Raw genomic sequence first — 24,782 nt, 5'->3', positions numbered from 1 at the left:
ACATTACGCCGTTGCGCGCAGGGTTTGTGCCGCCGCGACCATATTCTTCAGCGCCGGGATCACCTCTTCCCATGTGCGCGTTTTCAGACCGCAATCCGGATTGACCCACAGGCGCTCCGCCGGGATACGCTCAGCCGCCTTGCGCATCAGTTGCACGATGTGCTCCTGGCCAGGAATGTTCGGCGAGTGAATGTCGTACACGCCCGGTCCGATTTCGTTTGGGTAGTTGAAGTTGTCGAACGCGTCCAGCAACTCCATATCCGAGCGCGACGTCTCGATGGTGATCACGTCCGCATCCATATCGGCGATCGACGCGATGATGTCGTTGAACTCCGAATAGCACATATGCGTGTGAATCTGCGTTTCGTCCTGCACGCCATTTGCCGTGATGCGGAAGGACTCCACCGCCCATTGCAGATAGTCGTTCCATTGCGATTTGCGCAGTGGCAGACCCTCACGCAGCGCTGCTTCATCGATCTGGATCACACGTACACCGGCTGTTTCCAGGTCCAGCACTTCTTCACGAATGGCGAGTGCCAACTGGTAGCACGACACCGAGCGCGGCTGGTCGTCGCGCACGAACGACCAGTTCAGGATCGTGACGGGGCCGGTCAGCATGCCTTTCATCGGCTTGGCCGTCAGCGATTGTGCATACGTGATCCACTCGACGGTCATGGCTTTCGGACGGCTGATATCGCCGAACAGAATGGGTGGTTTGACACAACGGGAACCATAGGACTGCACCCAGCCGAACTGGCTGAACGCGTAGCCGTCGAGCTGTTCGCCGAAATACTCGACCATATCGTTACGTTCTGCTTCGCCGTGCACGAGCACGTCGAGGCCCAACGCTTCCTGTTCACGCACGCTGCGGGCGATTTCTCGCTGCATCACCGTCTTGTAGCTGGCTTCGTCCAGTTCGCCGCTCTTGAACTGGCTGCGTGCCTGGCGAATTTCGGCGGTTTGCGGGAATGAGCCGATGGTGGTGGTCGGGTAGGCCGGCAGCTGCAACAAGGCGGACTGCTTCGCCGCGCGTTGCGGATAGGCGCTATCGCGACGGCCCAACGCCGCATCGATCTTTGCGATCGCGGCCTTGACCGACGGGTTGTGCACGCGCGGGGACTGGCGGCGGCTCTCAATAGCCGCGTGGTTTGCGGCGAGCGCAGCTTGTACGGATTCCCGGCTGCCGTTCAACGCCTGAGCGAGGATTTTCAGTTCATCGAGTTTTTGCAGTGCGAAGGCGAGCCACGTTTTAGTTTCCTGATCGAGCTTCTGTTCGCTGTTCAGGTCGACCGGTACATGCAGCAACGAGCACGTCGGCGCGATCCACAGCCGCGATTGCAACACGCGATGAATCGGCTCCAGCCAATCGAGTACGGCGTTGAGGTCGGCTTTCCAGATGTTGCGCCCATTGATCACGCCGAGCGACAACACCTTATCGGCCGACAAGAGCGCAACAGCTTGCTCGACTTCCGGTCGTGCATTGATCGCGTCGATGTGCAAACCCTGAACCGGCAACTTGCAGGCAAGCTCGAGGTTGTCCTGCAGTTGACCGAAGTAAGTCGCGAGCAACAGTTTGACCTTGTCGGTCTTCAGCGCGTCGTAGGCCGTGACGAAAGCCTTCTGCCAGTACGCATCCAGTTCCGTGACGAGCGCCGGCTCGTCGATCTGGATCCACTCCACGCCTTGTGCCGCCAACTGCTCAATCAAGGCCACATAGACGGGCAACAGGCGCGGCAATAGCGCGAGCTTGTCTGAATCGTCCTTCGGCTTGCCGAGCCATAGATACGTGACCGGGCCGATGATCACGGGCTTCGCCTTGACGCCGAGCGCGCGGGCTTGCGCGAGCTGATCGACGAGACGTGACGCGTCCAGCGAGAATTCCGTCGCCGCACTGAACTCTGGCACGATGTAGTGGTAGTTCGTATCGAACCATTTGGTCATCTCGCCCGCCTGCACGCCGCAGCTGCACGCTGAATCATGGGCGGAGCGGCCGCGCGCGACGCGGAAATAGTTGTCCAGCTGATCGCCTTCGAAGCCGCGGACACGTTCCGGGACATTGCCGAGCGTAAAGCTCATGTCGAGGACCTGATCGTAGAACGAGAAGTCGCCGACCGGCACCTGATCGAGTCCTGCCTGGTTTTCCCAGTGGCGTTGGCGCAGTTGCGCGCCCAGCGCCGTCAATTCGTCGCGTGACGATTGACCCTTCCAGTAGCCTTCCTGGCCAAATTTGAGTTCGCGTGTGGCGCCGATACGGGGGAAGCCCAGGTTATGTGTTGTCGCCATGATGATGAACCGCTCCTGATCCTGATTGGATGAACGGGTCGATCATAGGGGGAACGGGCCATGAAATATAATGGCATTATTTCATTGATCGATAAACTTTCTTCATGGATCCGCGATGCTGGAACGAACTCATCTGGCGATCATTCGGGAGGTGGACCGCCAGGGCTCCCTGACGGCCGCCGCCAATGTCCTGTGCGTGACTCAGTCGGCGCTGAGCCATACCGTCAAGAAGATGGAGCAACAGCTTGGAACCGCGGTATGGGATCGTGAAGGCCGCAGCTTGCGGCTGACCCAGGCCGGCCAGTACCTGCTCGCGCTGGCGAACCGCGTGCTGCCGCAGATGGAACACGCGGAAGACCGGATGAAGCAGTACGCGCAGGGCCAGCGAGGCACACTGCGTATCGGCATGGAATGCCATCCGTGCTATCAGTGGCTGCTCAAAGTCGTGTCGCCTTATTTGAAGCGCTGGCCCGACGTGGATGTCGACGTCAAACAAAGATTTCAGTTCGGCGGAATCGGCGCGCTTTTCGGATACGACATCGACGTGCTCGTCACACCGGACCCGTTGAAAAGGCCAGGATTGCGCTTTGAGCCGGTATTCGACTATGAGCAGGTGCTTGTCGTTAGCGAAGATCATCCACTGGCGAATGTGGCTTACGTTACGCCCGAACAGTTGGCAACCGAGGTGCTGATCACCTATCCGGTCGACACCGACCGGCTGGATATCTACACCCAGTTCCTGACGCCGGCTAACGTCGTGCCGAAGCGGCACAAGGTAATCGAAACGACCGACATCATGCTTCAGATGGTGGCGAGCGGGCGCGGTGTTGCTGCGCTACCGCGATGGCTGGCGGAGGAGTACGCGGACTCGATGCCGCTCGTGCCGCTTAAGCTCGGTAAAAAGGGTATTTCCAAGCAGATTTATCTCGGCATCCGCGATGCGGATGAGGCAATCGATTATCTGGCGGCGTTCGTCGCACTCGCTCGCGAGTCTGACTGGGGTGCCTCAAGACTTCGCATTTAGCGGACGCCGGCTTGCGGCAAGAAGTCGTAAGGGTGCTCTCAAGAACGAAAAAGTATTGTTGCTCTTGCGTACAGAGGTATTGCGAAAGAAAATCTTGCTTGCGCGCCGCACATCGGCGACACATTGAGTCAGGAAAATATGCCGGAATGTGTGATAAAAACCGGGTATTAATAGAAAAGCCTGACTGAACATGCCGTCGGATTGTGATGGCGGATAAGAATTTAACGAATTTAACCAGGCGTCGTTCCGCCGCGGAGGCGTTGTGATTCGAAACTGGCTTGGCGGGGTGTTGTTGGCAGTGTGTTTCGTAAGCAATGCCTTCGCGGGCGGACCGGATTGTTCCCGGCCGTTTACGCTTGGTTTGCACGATCACGGCCTGCTCTATTCGCTCGACACCGATAGCGGTATCGACAAAGACTTTGCCGATGAGTTGATCCGGCGTAGCGGTTGCCAGATCAAGGTCAGTCTGATGTCACGCGCACGTATCTGGACACTGATCGAGTCGGGCGCACTCGACTTCAGTCTTTCCGGAATTGCGAATGACGAACGCAATCAATACGCTTCGTTCGCGTGGTACTTCAGTAATAAATACTATCTGCTCGTGCGCAAGGATGCCGGCATCCATAACGTCGCGGATTTCGAACACAATGAACGCGCCCAGCTCGGCGTGATCCGCAGTTTTCGCTACAGCGCATCGGCTAACGAACTGGTCGACAGATTGACGTCGGAAAATCGGGTAAGCCTGGCAGGCGGGCTCGAGCCTCTCTACCAGGCGCTTATTCTTCGGCAGATCCAGGGCATGATTATCGAGCCCTTCGATTACCCCGCGCTGGATGAGAAAAAGATCCGCGACGTGACGACGATCGTTGAGTTCAACGATCCTTCGGTGCCGCACGGTCTGATCATGTCGAAGAAAGCGCTGCCGGCCGCCGAACGGGAGAAGTGGCGGGCGCTGGTAGATGAAATGCGTGCTGACGGTACGGTGCGCCGTATCTTCGAAAAGTACTTCAGGCCAGATCTGGCCGATTCCATGGTCAACTTCAAGGCGTCGCCGTGATCCGGGTACGCTCTGTCCTGTTGCCGTTGCTGGTTTTATCCGCTTCGCTCTGCGTGACCTGGATAGTGTGGAATCACGAACGGCAAGCGACTCGCAAAGAGCTTCGCACCCAGTTCAACTACACCATGAGTGATACGGTAGGCCGCGTCGAACAGCGCATGGCGACCTACGAACTGATGTTGCGAGGCGTGCAGAGCCTGTTTGCCGCGAATGGAACGATCGATCGCGACAGGTTCCGGCGCTATGTGAGCGCGCTCAATCTTGACGCGAACTTTTCCGGGGTTCACGGCGTAGGTGTGGTCGAATGGGTGCCCGCGGCGCGTAAAGCCTCCCATATAGCGGACACGCGCCAGGGCGGCATTCCAGACTACACGATTCATCCGGACGGGCTGCGCGAGGATTATGCCCCGATCATTCAGCGCGAGCCCTTTATTGGCCTCGCACGCAGCTCGCCCGGCTTTGACGCCTGGAACGAACCGGTGCGGCGCTCTGCGATGGAGAAGGCCCGCGACTCCGGCATGGCGGCACTCTCGGGAAAGGTGCGCCTTGCGGTCGACATGGGCGCAGACCCGCGGCCAGGTTTCATCATGTACCTTCCGATCTACGCTTCCGGAAAGGCGCAGGACAACCTTGTACAGCGTCGGGCGAACATTATCGGTTGGGTCTATGCGTCGTTCCGTATGCACGATGTGATGGCCAGTCTCTACGGCGAGCAGCCACCCGGCGTCTCGCTGGCCATTTACGATGGTGTAGAGCCATCGGAGGCAGCGCTGCTGCATCGCACTTCAGATGCAGACAACCGGCATGCGCCCGCACTCATCTCCGCAAACGAATATCTGGTTGTGGACGGGCACGACTGGATGCTCTCGATGAGCGCCTCGGACGAGTTCCGATCCCGGTTGGGACGTAATGCGGAGGCATTAATTGCCGGCACTGGCACGGGCTTGAGTCTTCTGCTGGCGCTTCTGACCTGGCTCATGATGACAGGGCGGGGGCGTGCCATGCGACTGGCCTCGGCGATGACGCGGGAGTTGCGCGAAAACGAGGAGAAATTTCGCGCCATTGCCGACTGCACGGTGAACCTGGAGATCTGGTGGGGACCGGACGGCAAACCTCGCTGGATCAATCCCTCGGTTGAGCACTACACGGGCTACACGGTCGCCGAATGTATGGCGATGCCCGACTTCGCCCGCACGCTCATCCATCCGGAGGACCTTTCGCGCGTTGCGCCGGAATTTAAAAAGGGGCTTCAGGGTTCTCGTGGCGACGATCTTGAGTTTCGTTGTGTGCGCAAGGATGGATCGCTGCTCTGGCTGTCGGTCTCCTGGGTTCCGATTAGCAATCAGAGAGGAGACTTCATTGGTTTTCGTACCAGCGGCCGCGATATTACAGAGCGTAAGAAGTCGGGGGAGAAAATCCGGGAACTTGCCTTCTACGACACGCTTACCCGTTTGCCCAATCGCGCGCTTCTTCTGGATCGGCTGAGGCAGTCGATGGTGGCCAGCCGGCAGAACAAGGTCTGCGGCGCCCTGATGTTCATCGATCTCGACCACTTCAAAACGCTGAACGATACGCTTGGGCACGACAAAGGCGATCTGCTCCTGCGACAGGTCGCGTATCGTCTGTCGAGTAGTGTCAATGAGGACGACACGGTCGCCCGGGTCGGCGGTGACGAGTTCGTCGTGGTGCTGGGAAATCTGAGTCTGGATCAAGCAGAGGCGACAATGGAAACCGCGGCGGTGGGGGAAAGAATTCTCGCCGTGTTGGGGGCCGCCTACGAGCTCAATGGTGTCCAGTTTCGCAGCACCGCGAGCATAGGCGTCACCGTATTCAATGGGGAGCAGACGTCTACCGACGAGCTTTTCAAGCAGGCCGATCTTGCCATGTATAAATCGAAGGAGCGCGGCCGCAATGCCATGTGCTTCTTCGACCCTGCGATGCAGACGGCGGTGCTGAGGCGAGCCGAGCTGGAGGTGGGGTTGCGCAACGCGATTGAGGAGAACCGGATTGTCCTTCACTATCAGGCGCAGGTCGTTGACGGTAATTACATAACCGGTGCGGAAGCGTTGGCGCGCTGGGAGCATCCTGAGCGCGGCCTGATACCCCCAGGTGAGTTTATCCCGCTCGCTGAGGAGTCGGGGCTGATTCTCGAGATGGGGCGAACGGTATTGGCGTCCGCATGCGCTCAGCTGGCCTTGTGGGCGACGCGGCCATCGATGGCGCATCTGTCTATCGCAGTGAACGTCAGCGCCCGGCAATTTCGCGAGCCTGACTTCGTAGACGGTGTGCTCGCAGTCATCAACCGGACTGGGGCGAGGGCGGACAGGCTGAAGCTCGAGCTAACCGAGAGTGTTCTCGTTGAGAACGTGCAGGACATTATCGAAAAGATGAGCGCCCTTCGCGCGCGAGGCGTGACTTTCGCTCTGGATGACTTCGGGACTGGCTACTCTTCGCTGTCTTACCTGAAAAGATTGCCGCTGGACCAGTTAAAGATTGACCGGTCGTTCGTGCGCGACATTCTGGTCGACCCCAACGACGCGGACATCGCGAGAACCATCGTAGCGCTTGCCCGAAGTTTTAACCTGGGTGTCATCGCCGAGGGCGTCGAAACCGAAGCGCAAAGAGATTTTCTTGCCGTAGCAGGATGTCATGCCTATCAAGGTTTCCTCTTTTGCAAGCCGCTTCCGATTCAGGGTTTTGAACAGTTTGTGAGCCAATTCAGCTCCCGGGACCGGACAGAAGATTGGTCGACGGGGAGTGATGAGAGAAACGTTGGTTCCGGTACTTTAGGCTGATCTGGCTAATGTAATGGCATGTTCGGGGCATGCAGTCACGCACAAGCCGCATGCACGGCACGCATCGGCGTTTGGCGTGTACGCGACTTTCATTCCGTGCACGCGTAGCTTGAACTTCTGCAGCCCTCCCAACTGCTGGTAGTCGGCCGTGTCGATCCTGCGGATTTCGAAAACGTCCTCGGGGCAGACCACTGCGCAATCGCCCTTGCCCTCGCACCGTTTCAAATTGACCACGGGAGCAATCACGCCTGCGGCCGGCTTGCATGTGGATGTCGACGCGTTGCTCACGCTCGGTCCTCCTGGCGCTTGCCATCAACTGACGATAGGTTCTTCTGAAAGTTTTCGCGCTCCTCCGGCGTCATCCGTTCCCACCGACGCCAATGCCGGCGTCCGTGGCAACCGCCGTGCCCTCGAAATCCGCCAAAGAGAATTCGGCTCAGGATCAACAGGCCCATTGCGTGCAGATAATCGATCGAACGGCCGCCAATGAATAGTGCAGGGACAACCCAATTCCATAGCGCCATCACCATCCATCCCAGCACAGCAATGCCCACCAGAACCAACAGTGCTTTGCCGAAGCATCTCAGTTTGAATCTCATCTATCTGCTCCTTTAGATATCCAGTTCGTCATACACGGCTTGCAAGCGAACGCGTAGATGCATTACTGCGTAACGCTTGCGTGCCAATAGCGTATTCACGCCGACGCCGCTCTCGGATGCCAGCTCCTTGAAGCTGCGCCCTTCGAGTTCGTGAGCGACGAAGACGTCGCGCTGATTCGTTGGCAATTCGTTGAGCGCGTCTTGCAGGGTTTCCAGCAGCACTGACCTTGCATAAACCGCTTCCGGGCCGGCGTCGGTTGCCGGCAGGGCGAGATCCAGTCGATAGTCTGGGTCGTCGGGGTCGTCGACCATGTCGGTCAGCGGTTGCTCCCGGCGCTTGCGAAAGCGGTCGATGATGCTGTTTCGCGCCACGCGAAACAGCCACGCGCTAACCTGTTCAATCGGGGCGGGGAGCCGGTAGGCTTGCACGAACTCGTGGAATACGTCCTGCAAGATGTCTTCAGCCTCGCCCTGGTCGTGCACCCGACGCCGGATGAAATTGCCGAGTTTCGACCGCTCGCGCAACACAGTTGCAGTGATGTCGTTATCTCGTTCGATCATCGAGTTCGGGGTGCGCGGCGGTTCCATACGTCTGTAGACGTTTCATGATTAGAATTATTGTCTGTGACGTGAAAATCTTCCGCGAGCGCCCGGGCATCCGAGCGCCAACAGTCAGCTTTACGAATTCGCTTGCCGACTTTGACGACAGGAGAACCAGCGCCGCGCCGCCGCGGGCTCTTGCACAACCTCGGCAACTTCGCGCCACCACTTTCCGCCGTGGTGCGGCGCGCCCAGATCCAACCGCTCACCCATACGAGGCGTCGAGAGCGGAATGCTGCGCGCGGCGGTGAGCCCGACCACGCGCTCGTAGGGTTCTTGCCAGCGATGCATCGCGAGATCGAACGTGCCGTTGTGAACCGGCACCAGCCAGCGCCCGCGCAGATCGACGTGTGCTTGTACGGTCTCGTCGGGCTGCATGTGGACGTACGGCCATTGGGCATCGTAGGCGCCCGTTTCGAGCAGCGTCACGTCGAATGGACCCAGCCGCTCGCCGATGGTCTTGAAGCCGTCGAAGTAGCCAGTGTCGCCGCTGAAGAACACGCGCAGAGCGTCATCGACGATCACCCACGAGGCCCACAAGGTGCTGTTGCCATCAAAGAGACTACGGCCGGAGAAATGCTGCGCCGGTGTTGCCGTGAACGCCAAGCCGTCGATCTCAACGCTCTGCCACCAGTCGAACTGCCGTACCTTCGAGGCCTCGATACCCCACTCGATCAGGCGGTCGCCGACACCCAGCGGCGTCAGAAACACGCCCGTCCTGGCTGCGAGTGCAAGCACTGTCTCGCGGTCCAGATGGTCGTAGTGGTCGTGCGACAGAATCACACCGGAGAGCGGTGGCAAGTCTTCGAGCGCAATGGGCGGTGCATGGAAGCGCTTCGGACCGAACCGCCGGAACGGCGAGGCACGTTCGGCGAAGACAGGGTCGGTCAGCCAGAACTGACCACGCAGCTTGAGCAGCATGGTCGAATGTCCGAGGCGGTAGAGGCTCCGGTCAGGCGCAGCGTCGAGCTGTTCACGCGATAGTGCATCGACGGGCAAGGCGCCCGCCGGCACCGTGCCGTCCGGTTTGTTGACCAATATATTCCATACGATGCTCAAGGCCTTGCCGATTCCTTCAACAGGACGCGGCTTGACGTTCCGAAAGCGCTCGCCGTCGTGCTGAGCCGACGTGTCGAACAATTCACGCCCGCGTCGCGCTGCCGTCAGACCCAAGGCGCGGCGAATAGAACCGGTGAACGATGTCATGCAAACCGCCTCGATACAGAAAGTAGACTGTCGAGTGTAGTTTATTTTTGAGAAAAGTAAACTGCCCGGTGTAAAATTTAACGATGAATGCCAGTGATACCCCTCTCCGCCTGACTGACCGCAAGCGTGCCGCCGTGATTGAGGCGGCCATCGAAGAATTTCTCGCGGCCGGCTTCGACGCGACCAGCATGGACCGTATCGCAGCGCGCGCGAACGTCTCGAAGCGTACGGTCTACAACCATTTTCCGAGCAAGGAAGCGCTATTCGCAGCGATCCTGCGGCAGCTGTGGGAGTCGAGTGACACGGGAGAGGCGCCGGCTTATTCCGCCGTGCATCCATTGCGGGCGCAGTTGCTCCAGCTTCTGTTGAAAAAGCTGAGCCTGTTGAATGACGAGGCGTTCCTGTCCCTCGCGCGCGTTGCGATCGGGGCGGGAATTCATTCACCGGAGCGCGCGCGCGATATGGTGGCTCGCATGGGCGAGCGCGAAGAAGACTTGACGGTGTGGATTCGCGCAGCCGCTGCCGATGGCCGCCTCAAGACGTCGGACCCGATGTTCGCCTCGCAGCAGTTGCAAGGCCTGGTAAAAGCGTTCGCTTTCTGGCCGCAGGTGACGATGGGCCAGCCACCTCTCAGCGTGGAGAAACAAAGGCAGGTCGCGGAATCTGCTGCCGATATGTTTCTTGCGCGCTATGCATGACTCGCTGGCGAAGAGAGGCTTTACGCGTCTTTCAGCCAGGGCATTTCCACAGGTGACACCACCAGACGCCGGGATTCCCGTTTCAGTTCGAAGATGAACCCGACCAGGATCATGGAGTCGGCATACGGGATCGGGAATACGTGAGGATTTTCCGCGGTGCGTAGCGGGTGCGCCGGAGTATCCGCTGTCGTCGCGGCGTTCTCGCGGACGCTTTCCAGCTCGTCAACCATGGCCTGCCCACTTACTTTCTGGACGCGGCTACGCAGGTCGCTGAAGGGTTCGATGCGCGCCCCGTCTTCGTTGTATTCGGGCACTTCATAGATGAACCAGGACATGTGCGTCTCCAAGGAAAAGGGCAAGTATTCTAGCAGCGGGCATAACGCCTCGAAGTATTCCTTACTCCAGAAATCGAGTCGCACTCAGTCCCCATAACAAAAAAACTGAGACAAAAGTCTCATCCGGTCCGATGCTGCACTGCGGTGTGATCTTCCGGAACCCGCATGCTAAAAGTCATCCTAAGCGTGCCACTCAGCGATACGCGCAGAGCCGACCGGAGACATTCATGCCCTATGTTCCGCAAGTGAGACACATCGACCGGATCCGCAGGTTGATCGAAGGCCGAACGCCTGATCGCGGCGGCGATGCAATGCGGCTGGCTTCGTCGTATTGGCGCTCGCTCGAGCAATATCATCTCGATCCTGGCCTGACAATGGGGCCGCGTATTCTGACCGCGCCGGAATTACGCGATGTACAACACCGGGAAGAATCGGTTTTACGGGCGTCCGGAGAGTGTCTTTCGCGTCTGCATGAGACGGTGCGCGAAGCGGACTACTGCGTGATGCTCACTGACGCGCAGGGCGTGACGATCGATTATCGCGTTGACCGGGATCGGCGCCACGACTTCAAACGAGCGGGACTTTATTGGGGCTCCTGCTGGTCCGAGCAGGAAGAGGGAACCTGCGGCATTGCAGCCGTGCTGCTCGATTCCCAACCGATCACGGTTCATAAGACAGATCATTTTCGCGCCGCGTTTACCACGTTGACCTGTAGCGCTTCGCCTATCTTCGGGCTGGAAGGCGAACTGATCGGCGTGCTGGATGCGTCGGCGATTCGCTCGCCCGACGAACGCGAAAGCCAGCGTCTGATCAACCACATCGTGCGTCACAGCGCGGTGTTGATTGAGGACAGTTTCTTTCTCAACGCGACCACGCATTGCTGGGTTTTGCTGGCGCATCGGAATCGCCACTACGTGGAAGCCCAGCCGGAGATTCTGATCGCCTTCGATGCGCGCGGCAATGCGGTCGCGGCAAATCGCCGGGCTAAGGAGTGCGTGCCGGGCCTTGATCGGCTGCCGCGACATGTCACCGAGCTATTCGATGTCCGTGCCGAACGTCTTCTGGATGTCAGGCCTGGGCGCGACATGGTCTCGATGAAATTTGTGGGTAACGGCTCGCCTCTTTATGCACGTGTTCGTCCGCCCGTCATTCGCGCGCAACGGCAACCTGCGCCGAAGCCCCGGGATCCCGCCACGCAGGCGCAACCCACACTCACCGATATCGACGCCGTAGAGCGCGACCGCATCGTCGCCGCCCTGACGGATGCGAAATGGCGCCCGGACGAGACAGCCAAAACCTTGGGTATCTCGCGCGCGACGCTTTATAGACGGATCGCGAAGTTCGGCATTGTCCCGCCTCACCGGCGCTAGCGGTCCACGCTTATCCAGCGGGCGAAGAACCCGCGCATTACTTCGACGTTTCACTAATCCGTATCGAATGGAGGAGCAGCCATGCCTGAAAATAATGCAAGCCAGACTATTACACATGTTCTGGAGTCCCTGGAATCGGCGCTTAAACGCGGTGATACCGCTGCGGCCGTCGCGTTGTTTCAACCTGAGTGCTATTGGCGCGATCTGGTCGCTTTCACGTGGAATATCAAAACCATGGAAGGCCGAGACCAGATCGCCGCCATGCTCGACGCACAACTCGACGCCATTAAACCCACCCGGCTGAGGGTTGCTGAAAATGAAGTGCCGACCGAAGCCGGCGGTGTAGCACAGGCGTGGATCACGTTCGAAACGGAGGTCGCCCGCGGCAGCGGTTTTATCCGCGTGAAGGATGGCCTGATCTGGACTCTGCTGACCACCATGGGTGAACTGAAGGGCCATGAAGAACCCAAAGGCAAGCGCCGTCCGATGGGCGCGGAACATGGCGCACGCATGGATCGAACGAGCTGGAAGGAACGTCGTGAAGCCGAAGCGCACGCGCTGGGTCGCGCGGAGCAACCCTACTGTCTGATCGTGGGTGGAGGGCAGGGTGGGATTGGACTGGGCGCGCGTCTGCGGCAGTTGGGTGTGCCGACGATTATCGTCGATAAAAATCCACGCCCTGGCGATGCCTGGCGCAACCGTTACAAGTCACTGTGTCTGCATGATCCGGTTTGGTATGACCACATGCCCTATTTGCCGTTCCCGGATAACTGGCCGGTTTTCACGCCCAAGGACAAGATCGGCGACTGGCTTGAGATGTACACCAAGGTCATGGAATTGAACTACTGGGGGGCGACCGTTTGCAAGTCCGCGCGATACGACGAAGCGAAGGCGGAATGGGTGGTCGAGATTGAGCACGACGGCGAGACGCTGACGCTGCGGCCAAAGCAGCTTGTGCTTGCTACGGGCATGTCGGGTAAGCCGAATATCCCCTCATTCAAAGGCATGGACGTGTTCAAGGGCGAGCAGCATCATTCATCGAAACATCCGGGACCCGACGCGTACAAGGGCAAGAAAGTGGTGGTGATCGGCGCGAACAATTCGTCGCATGACATCTGTGCGGCGTTGTGGGAGGCGGGCGTCGACGTCACGATGGTTCAGCGTTCGTCCACGCATATCGTCAAATCGGATTCGCTGATGGAGCTTGCTCTCGGCGATCTTTATTCCGAGCGCGCGGTGGCGTCTGGCATGACGACGTCGAAAGCCGACCTGACCTTTGCGTCGATCCCGTACAAGATCCTGCACACGTTTCAAAAGCCCGTATTCGATGCGATCAGGGAACGCGACGCGGAGTTCTACGACCGTCTGGAAAATCGGGGTTTCATGCTCGACTTCGGGGATGACGACTCGGGGCTCTTCATGAAATATCTTCGGCGCGGGTCGGGTTACTACATTGATGTTGGCGCCGCCGACCTTGTAGCGGACGGCAAGATCAAGCTGAAGAGTGGCGTGGATGTGGTCGAACTCAAGGAACACTCTGTCCTGCTAAGCGACGGCACCGAGCTGGAGGCGGACCTCGTCGTCTATGCAACCGGCTACGGATCGATGAACGGCTGGGCCGCCGATCTCATCTCGCGTGAAGTGGCGGATAAAGTGGGGAAAGTGTGGGGGCTGGGTTCGAATACGACAAAAGACCCGGGGCCGTGGGAAGGCGAGCAACGCAACATGTGGAAGCCCACACAGCAGCCTGCCTTGTGGTTCCATGGCGGTAACCTGCATCAGTCGCGCCACTACTCGCAATATTTATCGCTGCAATTGAAGGCGCGCATGGAGGGAATTGCAACGCCGGTTTATGGCCTCCAGGAAGTGCATCACCTTTCCTGACGCCGGCGTGTGGTCGATGCGCGCGCCCATTCGGGCCCATGGTTTCTAATACCGGGTGGGCGCGCGGCATTGGGTGGTCAGTTGCGACGGTTGAAAAAGCGGGCCGTTTGCATGACGTTGCTGCATCTATCGCCCGGGATTCTACGTATCCGGCTGTATGTGGTATCACCCATTCGTGAAACTTAATGCGCAACCTGCTCTGTAAAGTTACCGCCTATGTTCTGCTGGTAGTCGGATTGACACCAACGGCACAGCCCATCGACATTCAGGAATATCTTGCGATTAAAGGGCCTACGCCGCAGGCCACCTTTAACTACGGCGCCGCCCGATCGCAGGTGGTCGAATTTTTTCGCCCTGCAGGACGTGGCCCGTTTCCCGTGGCAATCCTGATTCACGGTGGCTGCTGGTTGAGTGAGTACGGCGGATTGGAGCAATTCCGGGCGCTTGCGGCAGCACTCGCGCGACAGGGCGTTGCAACGTGGAGCATTGAATACCGACGGGTCGACGAAGCGGGCGGCGGTTATCCCGGTACCTTTGAGGACATTGCCGCTGCCGTCGACATGCTGGGCGCGAAAAGCGCACAACTTGGGCTGGATCCTCTTCGTGTCATTGCCGTGGGGCACTCGGCTGGTGCCGACCTTGCACTGTGGGCGGCAGCCCGGGGAAAAATCCCCGAGTTCAGTCCGTTGTTCGAGAAGAATCCGCTGCGTATTCCGACAGTCATCAGCGTGGGCGGACTGCCAGATTTGCGTACGGACGCTGCAACTATCGCCCGGTCCTGCAGGATCGCCACGACGTCACTGACCGGCACGCCAAGCGACGCGCGGCCCGATGTGTTCGCTGATACCTCCCCAGCCGCGATGCTGCCCGATGGCGTCGATACGATCGGGATCAACGGTGCTGAGGACACCATCGCGCCGCCCTATATTGCGCAGGCTTACGCCGCGCTCGCCCGGCAGAAGGGCGACCAGGCCCGCGTAATTGTTGTGGATGGGGCAGACCATCTCGACGAGGCAACGACGTCATCGACGGTCTGGCCGGTGCTGGACGCTGCGATACTGGAAGCGCTTCGCATCAGAAAGTGAAGCGGTCCACGCATCATAGTAAGCTTGCCGCACGACGACGCCCTCTTTCGTTACGCCATTTTCCAAAAAACTTATGGACGAACCCATCGTTACGGCATCGCCATCTTGGGCCATGAACAATCGTCACGCAATTGTAATCAGATGACGTGCGGCGCCGGGTGGGTCTATCGTGCGGTCATGTGCGCGAGCATCGGCGGCGCCGGACTGCTTACATGCATGCGTGTCGCCGCTGCAGAGGGGGAGGGCGTCGTCACGCTGTACGGCGTATTGGACACCAGCATCGAGGTAACCAATCCCGGCTCTGGATGGACTCCACGTCTTGACTCCGGTGCCTATCGAGGCTCGCGGGTCGGGTTGAGCGGCAGTGAGCCAATCGGTGCCGACACCGCGGTGGTGTTCGTGCTGGAAAACGGCTTTGGTAGCAACGACGGCACACTCCAGACGCCCGGGGTTCTCTTCAATCGTCAGGCATGGATTGGGACGCGTAGCACGTGGGGAGAGGTAAGAGTGGGTCGGCAATACTCGCCGCTGTACATACCGTTCAAAGGCGGTCTCGATGCGTTTGGTGCCGGCACGATTGCGTCAGGACTCAACAACCTGTCGAAGATCACGCCGTACGCGAATAACGCGATCACTTATCTTTCGCCGTTTGTTGCCGGATTCGACGGCACGGTCATGTTCGCAACGCGCGATCCATCGGAAAACGACGGAAACGGTATCGACGGATACTACGTTACCGCCGAATATCAGATCGACACGCTGAAGCTTCTCTATGCACGCCAGCAGACCCATGGTGACGGCGCACTGCGCGCAAATCTCGGTGGAGCAACGTACGGGACTGAAAAAATCCGTGTATGGCTTGCCTTCTTCAATGGCGAAGGCGGTACGCCGCTATATCACGGCGCGGGCGCTTCCATTTCGGCTCAATACAGTCTTTCTCCGCACGCCAGGGCCGCTGTCGGCTATGCGCACGTGCGCGATTTTACCGGGACAGATGCGAGCGCCAACCAGTTCAGTGCGGCCTTCGAATATGATCTTTCGCGCGCCGTGCTGTTCTATTTCAGCGCGGCCTATCTGTCGAATCACAACGATGCACAATTTACGCTGCGCGGTGTCAACGTGACCGGGTTGCCGCCCGCTTATCCCGGGGCGCCGGTCAAGGGCGTGCAGCTTGGACTGGTCGAGCGTTTCTAATCGGCGCGAGAGCCCTGGTTCGCCCGGCCATGGAGTAGAGCGGACAGGGGGCGTGTCGTTTGCCTGCCGGCGCGATGCCCGCCTGTTTGACGTCGTTACGCGGCCTGCGTCTGGGCGACGCCGCTGCCGTTCGCCGGCTTTGACCGATCTGAGCGTCACCGCACAGACTTGCCGGATTATCCATACGATTCTGAAGTCTCAACGCTCTGCTGCCTCATGTTCTTGAGCTTCTTGCGCAATCCAGCAGAACGATCGCGCGACTACGATGAAACCGTCCGTTCTCCGCATGCTGACCGCCCTAGCGTCGCTGGGTGTGGGATTCTCTGCGGCCGTGTGCAATGCCTATGCACTCGACACACCGATGAACTGCCAGTCGAGCCCGCATGATTTCATTGCTCCGCTTCTGGACGAACAGTCGATCGATCCAAAGCCAATGCGCATAGAAACGAACTCGGTCAACGCATTTCGTCCCGCGCGCGGCAGCAACCTGACGGCATTCGGCTTTCATGTCTATGCTGTCTTCGGGTATGAGCCAAACGATCCCATCTTCAAACAAGGCAGCGGCCAGCCGGCTAATTCCTCAACGTATGGCGTGGTGGTGACCGGCTCTGCCGCGTCGGTCGAGGCGAGCGTACGACGGGCAGGCAGCGATGCGCTCATTCGCGAAGTCGTTCCATTTTTTCTCACGGCCGTTTTCTGCAACGGGCATTGAGGCCGGTCGTCATTCATTCAGCTCGTCCGTTCCTGCAGCAGTGCCATTGCGCGCTGTGCGAGCGGAGACAGATAAGCCTCCTTTCGAAACACCACGCCGATGTGCCTGCGCAAGTCGAGTTCGTTAGTGTCGAGGTTGAGCGCGCGCAGTCCCTCGAGCGCGTCAAACGATTCAGTGCCAGCTACGCAGAGCATCGCGGTGCCGCGCAGCAGATGCAGCAGCGAGGTGCTGCCGAAGTCGGTTTCTACGCGCAGTTTTGGCAGGTCGAGACCAAGCCTGGCGAAGGCCGCGTCCACTTGCTGACGAACGGGTATGGTCGGCCCCGGTAGCAGCCATTCCTGATCCGCCAGATCGGCCAGCCGCAGATCGCGCTTCGCGTGCAGCGGATGCGACTCATCGGCGAGCACGGACAGGCTGTCGCGAAAGAGTTCGACGAACGACAGTCCATCTGCATCCGGTTTCGGCTCGGGCGCCACGATCAGGTCGACTTCACCCGCAACGAGTAAATCGACGAGGTCGCGCGCAAGCCGGCGCCGCAATCGCAGGCGTGCAGCCGGTCGTTCCTTCAGCAACTGGCGACATGCGCCCAGAACGAGCGCCGCCGGCACGGTCGGCGAATAGCCAAGACTCAGCACGCCCTGTTCGCCGCCGCGGATCGCGTGCATTTCCTTCAGCGCATCCTCGTATTCCAGTGCAATCCGTCGCGCACGCGCGAGGAATAGCGAACCCGCCTGGGTGGGCGCGACCCCATGCGCCGTGCGCTGGAACAGCGCGAGGCCGGTCTGCGCCTCGACACGCTGGATGGCTTTCGTCAGCGCCGGCTGGCTCATGCCCAACGCCTCCGCGGCCTTGCCGATGCCGCCGTGCTCTTCAACCGCAAGCAGGTAATCCAGATCCCGCGTCTCCATGGGTATTCCTGTTGGCTATGGCTTTATAGCCAACGCCGCATTGTAGTGATGACATGCATCTTACAGACTAACGCCAGCATTGATAAAGGAGACACCGATTGGGCTTTGCTTACTTTCTGCGCCGCGCCGCGCGTTATTGGGGCGACAACGTTGCGGTTATTCATCGCAACCGCGAGTTGACGTACCGTCAGCTCGACGAGCGCTCGACCTTGCTGGCGAATGCACTACTCGGCTTGGGGCTTGCGAAAGGCGACCGGGTTGCGGTTCAGGCCCGCAACTGCACGGAGCTGGTGGAAATCGAATGCGCGCTATACAAGGCAGGGCTCGTCAAAGCCGCGCTGAATCCGCGCTTCACGGCGCACGAAGCGGCTGACGTCGTCGAGAATTGCGCGCCGCGCGTCATGATCGCAGGCGAGGGATTCACGGCTTACGATCGTGCGTCGCCCGGGTTCGGTACGGTCGAGTCGTTCATTTCTCTTGGCGTTCCTGCGAACGGATACACCGATTATGAAACACTGATCTCGCGCGCCAGCCCGCATTTGCCCGAGGTCGTGTTGTCTTCCGAAGATCTCGCGGTGCTGCATTTCTCCTCCGGCTCGACCGGCAAGATCAAGGCAGCCATGCAGACCTACGGCAACCGCCTCGCGTCGCTGCGCAAGATCCTGCTGGGCATGGATCGCCCGGCGAAATCCGGCGACCGGCTCGCGCTGATCGGCCCGGTCACCCACGCGTCCGGCATGTTGATGCAGCCGTATCTGTATTCGGGCGCCACGCTCGTCTTGTTCGACACGTTCGAGCCCGCGCACTTTCTGCGGGAAATCGAGCGGCTGCGGATCACGCACGTGTTCATGGTGCCCGCGATGATCAACATGCTTCTCAACGATCCCGCGCTGGACACGGCCGATCTGAAGAGCCTGAAGATGCTCGGCTACGGTGCGGCGCCCATGGCGCCGGCGCGTATTCAGGAAGCGTGGACGCGTATCGGTCCGGTGCTGTCGCAAGGTTACGGCGCGAGCGAGTCGACCTCGGGCGTCACGCGTCTTTCTATTGCCGATCATGCCGACGCGATTGCACATCGCCCCGAGCGGCTCGCGTCGTGCGGCCGTCCCACGGGCGAGACTGAAGTTCTCGTCGTTGACGAACACGGCCGCGAGGTCACCGGGGATGCAATGGGCGAAATCGTCGTTCGCGGCGCGGATGTGTTTCAAGGCTACTGGGGCGCGCCGGAGCTCACGCGCGAAGTGCTCGTCGACGGTTGGCTGCGGACCGGCGATCTCGCGCGCGTTGACGAAGAAGGGTACATCTACCTCGCCGATCGTCAGAAGGACATGATCATTTCCGGCGGCTTCAACGTTTATCCGACCGAAGTCGAGGCCTCGCTCTATCAGCATCCCGATGTCATGGAAGCGTGCGTGATCGGCGTGCCCGATGAGAAGTGGGGAGAAAGCGTGAAGGCCGTCGTCGTGCTGAAGAGCGGACGTAACACGATTGCGGACGAGATCATCGCCCATTGCCGCGCGCGGCTCGCTGACTACAAGCTCCCCCGTACTGTGAACTTCGTTGCCGATCTGCCCAAGAACGCAAGCGGAAAGATCGCCCGCAAGCTGGTTCGCGAGCAGTACTGGCAGGGCGTTTCGCGTCGAGTCAATTGAAGAGGATGGCTATGTTCGATTACCTGAATAGTCCGGCGTTCGCCGAAACCCGCGCGGGCATTCGCCGCTTCGTCGCGGAAGAACTGCGGCCGATGGAGCAGGAACTCGGCCTCGGCAGCGAGGACGTCTGGCCGCGCGAGACGCTGCGCCGCGTATGGCGCCGTTCCGCCGCACTCGGTTTCTACGCGGCATGCCTGCCCGTCGCACTGGGCGGCAAGGGGCTCTCGATTCTCGAACAGTGCGCTCTCAAGGCGGACCTTGCGGCCTCCGGTTCGGCGCTCGCGCCGCATGTGCTCGGCGACCTCGGTGGTCCGCCGCGTGTCGGCAACATGCTCAAGTACGCGAGCGCGGATCAGATCGCGCGCTATTTCGACCCGGTGATTCGCGGCGAGAAGTCGACCTGCTTCGCGCTGACCGAACCGCATTCCGGTTCGGACGCGCAGAGCATTTCCACCACGGCGGTCGTGGACGGCGACGAACTGGTGATCAATGGCGTCAAGCATTACATCAGCGGCGCACCGTTCGCAGATTTCGCGATCGTCATGTGCGTGACCGACGCAACGACCACGCCGCCCGCCATCACCGCGGTGCTCGTCGACCTCGATCTGCCAGGCGTGACAGTGGAACAGCAATACGTGCCGATGTCGGGACAGCACATCGATGCCGACATCTGCTTCGTCGACGTCCGCGTGCCGCGCGCGAACGTATTCGGCGGCGAAGGCAACGGGTTCAAGCTCGGCATGTCGCGCATCAACGTCAACCGGCTATTGCACTGTCCGACGATGCTCGGCCTTGCCACCGCGGCCTATGAAGCATCGCTTAATTACGCGCGCACGCGCCGGCAGTTCGGCGGCCCGATCGCACGGTTTCAGGCGATCCAGCACATGCTCGCCGATATGGCCGCGGCGCTGTGGGCATGCGAAAGCATGATCGCGCAGACGGCCGCGCTCGCCGATGCAGGCGCCGATCTGCGCATGAAGGCGGCAGCTTGCAAGCTGTTCGTGTCGGAACGCTGCTTCGAAATCGCGGACAAGGCCGTGCAGATTCACGGCAATGTCGGGGTGACGCGCCATCATCCGATCGAGCAGACGTTCCGCAAACTGCGCATGTTCCGTGTCTTCACCGGCACGAGCGAAATCCAGCGCAATACGATCGCCCGCGTGATTCTCGACCCGGCCGGCACTGCGGCATGACAGGGCAGCTCAGTACGCTGTCACACGTCGCACTTTTTGCAAGGAAACGATGCAGATGAAACCGGACTGGTCATGCCTGAACGGCGTCAAGATTGTCGATCTGAGTCAGTTGTTGCCCGGGCCGCACGCCACTTCAATGCTGATGCAATTAGGTGCGGACGTCGTCAAGGTCGAACCGCCGGGCAGGGGCGATCCGGCGCGGCAACTAGGAGGCTCGGTTTTCGCGCAGCTCAACCGCGGCAAGCGCTCTGTCGCGCTCGATCTGAAGAGTGCCGCCGGCAAGGCGACGTTTCTCGATCTGATACGGGACGCGGATGCGGCCGTCGAAGGCTTCCGGCCAGGCGTCATGCAGCGGCTCGGACTCGACTACGCCGCGCTCGCCGAGGTGAACCCGCGCATCGTCATGTGCTCGATATCCGGGTTCGGGCAGACCGGACCGTATTCGGCGCTGCCCGGCCACGATCTCAACTATCTGGCGCTAGGCGGCTTCTGGTCGATACCGGTTCAAGTCAACGACCGTGTCGCGCGTCCACGGGTTCGCCTCGCTGACTATGCGGCTTCGAGTCATGCTGCGCTCGCGCTGGCCGTGGCGGTTCTCAGTGCGCGTCAGAATGGCCGTGGCCAGCATCTCGACGTGTCGATCCACGACTGCGTGATGGCGTGGACGGCGCCCGCCGCGTGGACGTCGCGCGACTATGCAGAGGAACCCCTGGCATCGCCGACGGTCATGCCCGAGAACGACATTTTCGAAACCCGGGACGGGCGGCATCTTGCGCTGGGAATTCTGGAAAACAAATTCTGGCTGACCCTGCGCGAAGCACTCGGTGCCGACTACCCGGCGTTGATGGACGATCGGTTCGCATCGCGCCTCGGCAGGCAGCAATTCAAACGCGAGGTCAACGCGCTGCTTGTGCACCTGTTCTCGGCGCGCACGCTTGCCGAATGGCTCGAAACGCTGAGCGCTTTCGATCTACCGGTTTCGCCGCTGCTTGACGTCCACGAGCTGTTTCTCGATCCGCACGTGCGCGAACGAGGCATGGTCCGCGAGTTCGCTCACGACGGATCCATGGCGGCGCGCTTTCCAGTGAAGTTCTCCGCAGGTCTGCCCGACGCAGGCGACACCGTCCCGCTGCTCGGTCAGCACGACGGCTGAGGCAACGCAATACCAGGGACGCAAAGACGTTCCGACAATCATGGAGACAAATCGAATGGCAAGCGAACAAAGCCGGTATCGGCCCTGGCGGGCGTGGTCCATCGCGATCATGCTGGCTTTGATGATGCTCGTGAACTTTCTGGACAAGGTCGTGCTTGGCCTCGTATCCGTGCCGATGATGCGCGAGCTTCATCTGTCGCCCACGCAGTTCGGGCTGATCGGCGGCAGCCTCAACAGGCTGTTCTCGATCTCCGCAGTGCTCGGCGGGCTCGCGGCGAATCGCGCGTCGACAAAATGGCTGTTGTTGCTGATGGCCGGCGCATGGACCGTGCTGCAATTACCGATGCTCGTTGCCGGCTCGATCTGGAGCGTTATCGCGTGCCGTGTCCTGCTCGGCGCGGGTGAAGGGCCCGCGTCGCCGGTGGCCGTGCATGCGCTCTACAAGTGGTTTCCCGACGCAAAGCGCAATCTGCCCGTCGCGGTACTTCACCAAGGCAGCGCCCTCGGCCTGCTGGTGGCCGGCCTGACGATTCCGGCTATTACCGCCCATTGGGGTTGGCGAGCCAATTTTCTCGTGCTGTCCGCACTCGGCAGCCTGTGGTGCGTCGTGTGGCTGGTGTTCGGCGCCGAGGGGAAACTGTCGAGTCCGGTGCGATCGGGCCATACCGCGCGCGTTCCGTATGGACTGCTGCTGACGGATCGAACGGTTCTAGGCATTTTCGCGGGGCATTTCGCTGCAAACTGGATTCTCGCGATGACGCTCACCTGGACGCCGACCTGGCTGCAACTCGGGATGGGCTATTCGCCCCAGGTGGCGGGCCGCATGTTCGCGTTGTTCGTGGCAGTCACCGCGCCGCTTAGCTTGGGCCTGGCCTGGCTGTCCCAGCGCCTGCTGGCGCGCGGCGTGCCGTCGCGGATTGGGCGTGGCGGCTTCCTGACCGTGACGCTCGTCGTGGCGGGTGCGCAGCTTGCCTCGCAGGCGTGGCCGGGTCTCCCACCGATGCTCAGGTTCGTCTTGCTGACGCTCGGCAGCGGCATGACGCTCGTGACGTATTCGATCGGGCCGGCCATGCTCGGCGAAGTGACACCTGATTCGCAGCGGGGCGGCATTCTCGCGCTGAGTAACGGTTTTTCGTCGCTCGCCGGACTCGCCGCGCCGATCGTGACCGGCCTGTTGATCGAAGGCGCCGGCCGGTCGACTGCAGTCGGGTTCGAACAGGCGAGCGTCGCGAGCGGCGTGGTGCTGCTGGGATGCGGCGTGCTCTGCGCTTTCTGCCTCGACCCGCAACGCTCGCAACGCCGACTTGCTATCGGCACGACACGTGTGCCGAGGGAGCTCAACCTGGTCGAACGGAGCTGACGGCACCAGAAAGACTGTTTCTTGTCGCGTACCTCTGGATACGCGACAGTTTTCTACTTTATTAGTTATCCATATGAATATACATAAAATAATCAAGGAGACGTATGAAGAAGGTCTTGTATGCGACGCTGATGAGCGTGCTTTCCGGTGCGGCCTATGCGCAATCGAGCGTCACGCTGTACGGCGACATCGGTGGAGGCGTCCGATGGACGAACGGTGCCAAGGGCGGCAGCGTAGTCGGCTTCAACAACAATATCATCGCCGGCAATCAGTTCGGTTTTACTGGCAAAGAAGACCTGGGCAACGGTCTCAAGGCAACCTTCAAACTCGAGGGCGCATTCAATAGCGGCACTGGCGCGGTAAAGACCTCGGGTACGCTGTTTTCTCAGGCGGCCTTTGTCGGTTTGACCGGCGATTTCGGGCGCCTGACATTCGGCAGGCAACTGAACGCCAACGAAGACTTTGGCATTCTCATCGATCCGGCCGGCGGGCGAGGGCAATCCATTGCAATCGAACCCGGCGTTGTATACGGCGCGAGCTATTTCACACTCGATTCGCGGTTCAATAACACCATCAAGTACCTCGGGCAGGTGGGCGGATTTCGCTTCGGTGCCAGCTATTCGCCAGGCGGCGTGGCCGGCAACTCGCGCGCCGGCACGAACTTCTCCGGCGCCGCCATGTATCAATGGGGACCGGCGCTCGGCGGCGTGTCCTATCAGAAGACCTGGAACGCCACCGCAATGCAGTGGGCGCAAACGTTCCAGACCGGCGGCACGTTGCAGGTCGGGCCGGCGCGCCTTTACCTGAACTATGCCGACCTTACGGTCACCGGCGCGGCGCCCGGTGCGCCCCGGCGCCGCGACAAAATTCCGGGCGGCGGCCTGGTGTGGGTCGTCACGCCGTCATTCCAGGTCACGGCGGCGTTCATTGACGATATCGCCAGCGACCTCGGCAACGTTCAGTCTGCCAGCGGCCACAAGATCACGACTTTTGCGATCGCCGAATATTTCCTTTCCAAGCAGACCGAGCTTTATGCAGAGTTGGATCGCAACGGCTTCTCGGGCGCTTATCGCTATGACCCAGCGAACATCACGGCCCTTGGTCTCAATCCTGGCGGCCATACATTGACCGGCGTTTCAGTCGGCCTGATGACCCGTTTCTAGGCATTCGTGGCGACGTGATGAGCGTTCATATTCCCTACTTGTTCACATTGACCGAAGGAATGGCATGATTTACCCACACCAAAATCTGCATGCCCTGGTTGCCGCGACGCTTCTCGCATTCGCCGGCAACGCCATGGCGCAGGCCACGCCCGCCCCGGCAGAAGGGGCGTCCGTCAGTGCCTCTGCCGTAGTCTCCACGAAGGCCTCGAAGGCCGCGGACAGGAAGCTTGCCCACCGTGTTGCTACCGTGCTCGAAAGGACCCGCGGACTGAACGCGGCCCGCATTCTCGTCAAGGTTCGCGACGGGCATGTCACGCTAAACGGCTCGGTAACCGATAACGAGCAAGTTTCGATGGCTGCCGATGCCGCAAAGCAAGTCGACGGCGTCAAGACTGTGGAGAATTTCATCCGCGTTTCCGGGCCGTCGCTCTAGTGGCATTGAGAAACCTCGTATCGTGCTGCGTCGAGCCTGGCTGCTTCTGATGCGAAGACAGCAATGACAACGACGAAC

The 24,782-nt window shown here is 60.2% G+C and carries 22 protein-coding genes; 15 read left to right on the top strand and 7 right to left on the bottom strand.

Annotated features, from left to right (window positions below; translation table 11 throughout):
* Positions 1 to 3 precede the first annotated feature (3 nt).
* Positions 4 to 2,283 carry a 5-methyltetrahydropteroyltriglutamate--homocysteine S-methyltransferase gene (gene metE / locus GNZ13_RS11320; protein WP_172163640.1) on the bottom strand — a complete coding sequence of 760 codons (2,280 nt, stop codon included), beginning with the start codon at positions 2,281 to 2,283 and terminating at the stop codon, positions 4 to 6.
* 115 nt (positions 2,284 to 2,398) lie between these two features.
* Here metE and GNZ13_RS11315 point away from each other — a divergent pair, with 115 nt between their 5' ends.
* From GNZ13_RS11315 to GNZ13_RS11305, 3 genes are all read left to right on the top strand, one after another.
* Complete coding sequence (locus tag GNZ13_RS11315; protein ID WP_172163637.1) at positions 2,399 to 3,307, top strand: LysR family transcriptional regulator; 909 nt, start codon at positions 2,399 to 2,401, stop codon at positions 3,305 to 3,307.
* A gap of 262 nt (positions 3,308 to 3,569) precedes the next feature.
* On the top strand, positions 3,570 to 4,364 hold the full coding sequence (locus GNZ13_RS11310; RefSeq protein ID WP_172163634.1) for a substrate-binding periplasmic protein: 795 nt from the start codon (positions 3,570 to 3,572) through the stop codon (positions 4,362 to 4,364).
* Positions 4,361 to 7,159, top strand: a complete 2,799-nt coding sequence (locus tag GNZ13_RS11305; RefSeq protein ID WP_172163631.1) for a bifunctional diguanylate cyclase/phosphodiesterase — start codon at positions 4,361 to 4,363, stop codon at positions 7,157 to 7,159. Before GNZ13_RS11310 ends, GNZ13_RS11305 begins: the two co-directional genes overlap by 4 nt.
* On the opposite strand, the gene GNZ13_RS11300 is transcribed toward GNZ13_RS11305, so the two are convergent.
* From GNZ13_RS11300 to GNZ13_RS11285, 4 genes are all read right to left on the bottom strand, one after another.
* Complete coding sequence (locus tag GNZ13_RS11300; RefSeq protein ID WP_172163628.1) at positions 7,151 to 7,447, bottom strand: 4Fe-4S binding protein; 297 nt, start codon at positions 7,445 to 7,447, stop codon at positions 7,151 to 7,153. The genes GNZ13_RS11305 and GNZ13_RS11300 overlap by 9 nt on opposite strands.
* Positions 7,444 to 7,758 (bottom strand): hypothetical protein, encoded by a 315-nt coding sequence (locus tag GNZ13_RS11295; protein ID WP_172163625.1) that lies wholly within the window; start codon positions 7,756 to 7,758, stop codon positions 7,444 to 7,446. Before GNZ13_RS11295 ends, GNZ13_RS11300 begins: the two co-directional genes overlap by 4 nt.
* A gap of 12 nt (positions 7,759 to 7,770) precedes the next feature.
* A complete protein-coding gene (locus GNZ13_RS11290; RefSeq protein WP_172163622.1) occupies positions 7,771 to 8,346 on the bottom strand; it encodes an RNA polymerase sigma factor in 576 nt (191 codons plus the stop codon).
* A gap of 90 nt (positions 8,347 to 8,436) precedes the next feature.
* Positions 8,437 to 9,564, bottom strand: a complete 1,128-nt coding sequence (locus GNZ13_RS11285; RefSeq protein ID WP_172163620.1) for an MBL fold metallo-hydrolase — start codon at positions 9,562 to 9,564, stop codon at positions 8,437 to 8,439.
* 83 nt (positions 9,565 to 9,647) lie between these two features.
* On the opposite strand from GNZ13_RS11285, the gene GNZ13_RS11280 reads away from it, so the two are divergent.
* On the top strand, positions 9,648 to 10,262 hold the full coding sequence (locus GNZ13_RS11280) for a TetR/AcrR family transcriptional regulator (RefSeq protein WP_172163618.1): 615 nt from the start codon (positions 9,648 to 9,650) through the stop codon (positions 10,260 to 10,262).
* A gap of 20 nt (positions 10,263 to 10,282) precedes the next feature.
* Here the strand turns inward: GNZ13_RS11280 and GNZ13_RS11275 are convergent, their stop codons facing one another.
* Positions 10,283 to 10,597, bottom strand: a complete 315-nt coding sequence (locus GNZ13_RS11275) for a helicase (RefSeq protein WP_172163616.1) — start codon at positions 10,595 to 10,597, stop codon at positions 10,283 to 10,285.
* 227 nt (positions 10,598 to 10,824) lie between these two features.
* On the opposite strand from GNZ13_RS11275, the gene GNZ13_RS11270 reads away from it, so the two are divergent.
* From GNZ13_RS11270 to GNZ13_RS11250, 5 genes are all read left to right on the top strand, one after another.
* On the top strand, positions 10,825 to 11,967 hold the full coding sequence (locus GNZ13_RS11270) for a sigma-54-dependent Fis family transcriptional regulator (protein WP_172163614.1): 1,143 nt from the start codon (positions 10,825 to 10,827) through the stop codon (positions 11,965 to 11,967).
* Positions 11,968 to 12,048: 81 nt separating this feature from the next.
* Positions 12,049 to 13,851, top strand: a complete 1,803-nt coding sequence (locus GNZ13_RS11265; RefSeq protein ID WP_172163612.1) for an NAD(P)/FAD-dependent oxidoreductase — start codon at positions 12,049 to 12,051, stop codon at positions 13,849 to 13,851.
* A gap of 185 nt (positions 13,852 to 14,036) precedes the next feature.
* Positions 14,037 to 14,936, top strand: a complete 900-nt coding sequence (locus GNZ13_RS11260) for an alpha/beta hydrolase family protein (protein WP_172163610.1) — start codon at positions 14,037 to 14,039, stop codon at positions 14,934 to 14,936.
* A 141-nt stretch (positions 14,937 to 15,077) separates the two neighbouring features.
* Positions 15,078 to 16,130, top strand: coding sequence for a porin (locus tag GNZ13_RS11255; protein ID WP_172163608.1), 1,053 nt, complete (start codon positions 15,078 to 15,080; stop codon positions 16,128 to 16,130).
* 265 nt (positions 16,131 to 16,395) lie between these two features.
* A complete protein-coding gene (locus GNZ13_RS11250) occupies positions 16,396 to 16,842 on the top strand; it encodes a hypothetical protein (RefSeq protein WP_172163606.1) in 447 nt (148 codons plus the stop codon).
* Positions 16,843 to 16,859: 17 nt separating this feature from the next.
* On the opposite strand, the gene GNZ13_RS11245 is transcribed toward GNZ13_RS11250, so the two are convergent.
* Entirely contained in the window at positions 16,860 to 17,750 is an 891-nt protein-coding gene (locus GNZ13_RS11245; RefSeq protein WP_172163604.1) for a LysR family transcriptional regulator, read from the bottom strand.
* Positions 17,751 to 17,848: 98 nt separating this feature from the next.
* Here GNZ13_RS11245 and GNZ13_RS11240 point away from each other — a divergent pair, with 98 nt between their 5' ends.
* The 6 genes from GNZ13_RS11240 (at position 17,849) to GNZ13_RS11215 (ending at position 24,704) form a co-directional block, all read left to right on the top strand.
* Positions 17,849 to 19,402 carry an AMP-binding protein gene (locus tag GNZ13_RS11240; RefSeq protein ID WP_172163602.1) on the top strand — a complete coding sequence of 518 codons (1,554 nt, stop codon included), beginning with the start codon at positions 17,849 to 17,851 and terminating at the stop codon, positions 19,400 to 19,402.
* 11 nt (positions 19,403 to 19,413) lie between these two features.
* Positions 19,414 to 20,595 carry an acyl-CoA dehydrogenase family protein gene (locus tag GNZ13_RS11235; RefSeq protein WP_172163599.1) on the top strand — a complete coding sequence of 394 codons (1,182 nt, stop codon included), beginning with the start codon at positions 19,414 to 19,416 and terminating at the stop codon, positions 20,593 to 20,595.
* 55 nt (positions 20,596 to 20,650) lie between these two features.
* A complete protein-coding gene (locus tag GNZ13_RS11230; protein ID WP_172163596.1) occupies positions 20,651 to 21,748 on the top strand; it encodes a CaiB/BaiF CoA transferase family protein in 1,098 nt (365 codons plus the stop codon).
* Positions 21,749 to 21,803: 55 nt separating this feature from the next.
* Positions 21,804 to 23,108, top strand: coding sequence for an MFS transporter (locus tag GNZ13_RS11225; RefSeq protein WP_172163593.1), 1,305 nt, complete (start codon positions 21,804 to 21,806; stop codon positions 23,106 to 23,108).
* A 104-nt stretch (positions 23,109 to 23,212) separates the two neighbouring features.
* A complete protein-coding gene (locus GNZ13_RS11220) occupies positions 23,213 to 24,271 on the top strand; it encodes a porin (RefSeq protein WP_172163591.1) in 1,059 nt (352 codons plus the stop codon).
* A 64-nt stretch (positions 24,272 to 24,335) separates the two neighbouring features.
* Complete coding sequence (locus tag GNZ13_RS11215) at positions 24,336 to 24,704, top strand: BON domain-containing protein (protein ID WP_172163588.1); 369 nt, start codon at positions 24,336 to 24,338, stop codon at positions 24,702 to 24,704.
* Positions 24,705 to 24,782 lie beyond the last annotated feature (78 nt).

Origin of the sequence: Paraburkholderia elongata (assembly GCF_013177735.1) — a bacterium.
In the GTDB taxonomy this organism is placed as follows: domain Bacteria; phylum Pseudomonadota; class Gammaproteobacteria; order Burkholderiales; family Burkholderiaceae; genus Paraburkholderia; species Paraburkholderia elongata.
The sequence above is the reverse complement of the archived record's forward strand: the minus strand, read 5'-3'. Positions and strand labels throughout refer to the sequence as shown.

Coding starts and splice junctions, on each gene's coding strand:
- metE (WP_172163640.1), bottom strand. CDS start 2,283: ATGGCGACAACACATAACCTGGGCTTCCCCCGTATCGGCGCCACACGC.
- GNZ13_RS11315 (WP_172163637.1), top strand. CDS start 2,399: ATGCTGGAACGAACTCATCTGGCGATCATTCGGGAGGTGGACCGCCAG.
- GNZ13_RS11295 (WP_172163625.1), bottom strand. CDS start 7,758: ATGAGATTCAAACTGAGATGCTTCGGCAAAGCACTGTTGGTTCTGGTG.
- GNZ13_RS11290 (WP_172163622.1), bottom strand. CDS start 8,346: ATGGAACCGCCGCGCACCCCGAACTCGATGATCGAACGAGATAACGAC.
- GNZ13_RS11285 (WP_172163620.1), bottom strand. CDS start 9,564: ATGACATCGTTCACCGGTTCTATTCGCCGCGCCTTGGGTCTGACGGCA.
- GNZ13_RS11280 (WP_172163618.1), top strand. CDS start 9,648: ATGAATGCCAGTGATACCCCTCTCCGCCTGACTGACCGCAAGCGTGCC.
- GNZ13_RS11275 (WP_172163616.1), bottom strand. CDS start 10,597: ATGTCCTGGTTCATCTATGAAGTGCCCGAATACAACGAAGACGGGGCG.
- GNZ13_RS11270 (WP_172163614.1), top strand. CDS start 10,825: ATGCCCTATGTTCCGCAAGTGAGACACATCGACCGGATCCGCAGGTTG.
- GNZ13_RS11265 (WP_172163612.1), top strand. CDS start 12,049: ATGCCTGAAAATAATGCAAGCCAGACTATTACACATGTTCTGGAGTCC.
- GNZ13_RS11260 (WP_172163610.1), top strand. CDS start 14,037: ATGCGCAACCTGCTCTGTAAAGTTACCGCCTATGTTCTGCTGGTAGTC.
- GNZ13_RS11255 (WP_172163608.1), top strand. CDS start 15,078: ATGACGTGCGGCGCCGGGTGGGTCTATCGTGCGGTCATGTGCGCGAGC.
- GNZ13_RS11250 (WP_172163606.1), top strand. CDS start 16,396: ATGAAACCGTCCGTTCTCCGCATGCTGACCGCCCTAGCGTCGCTGGGT.
- GNZ13_RS11245 (WP_172163604.1), bottom strand. CDS start 17,750: ATGGAGACGCGGGATCTGGATTACCTGCTTGCGGTTGAAGAGCACGGC.
- GNZ13_RS11235 (WP_172163599.1), top strand. CDS start 19,414: ATGTTCGATTACCTGAATAGTCCGGCGTTCGCCGAAACCCGCGCGGGC.
- GNZ13_RS11230 (WP_172163596.1), top strand. CDS start 20,651: ATGAAACCGGACTGGTCATGCCTGAACGGCGTCAAGATTGTCGATCTG.
- GNZ13_RS11225 (WP_172163593.1), top strand. CDS start 21,804: ATGGCAAGCGAACAAAGCCGGTATCGGCCCTGGCGGGCGTGGTCCATC.
- GNZ13_RS11220 (WP_172163591.1), top strand. CDS start 23,213: ATGAAGAAGGTCTTGTATGCGACGCTGATGAGCGTGCTTTCCGGTGCG.
- GNZ13_RS11215 (WP_172163588.1), top strand. CDS start 24,336: ATGATTTACCCACACCAAAATCTGCATGCCCTGGTTGCCGCGACGCTT.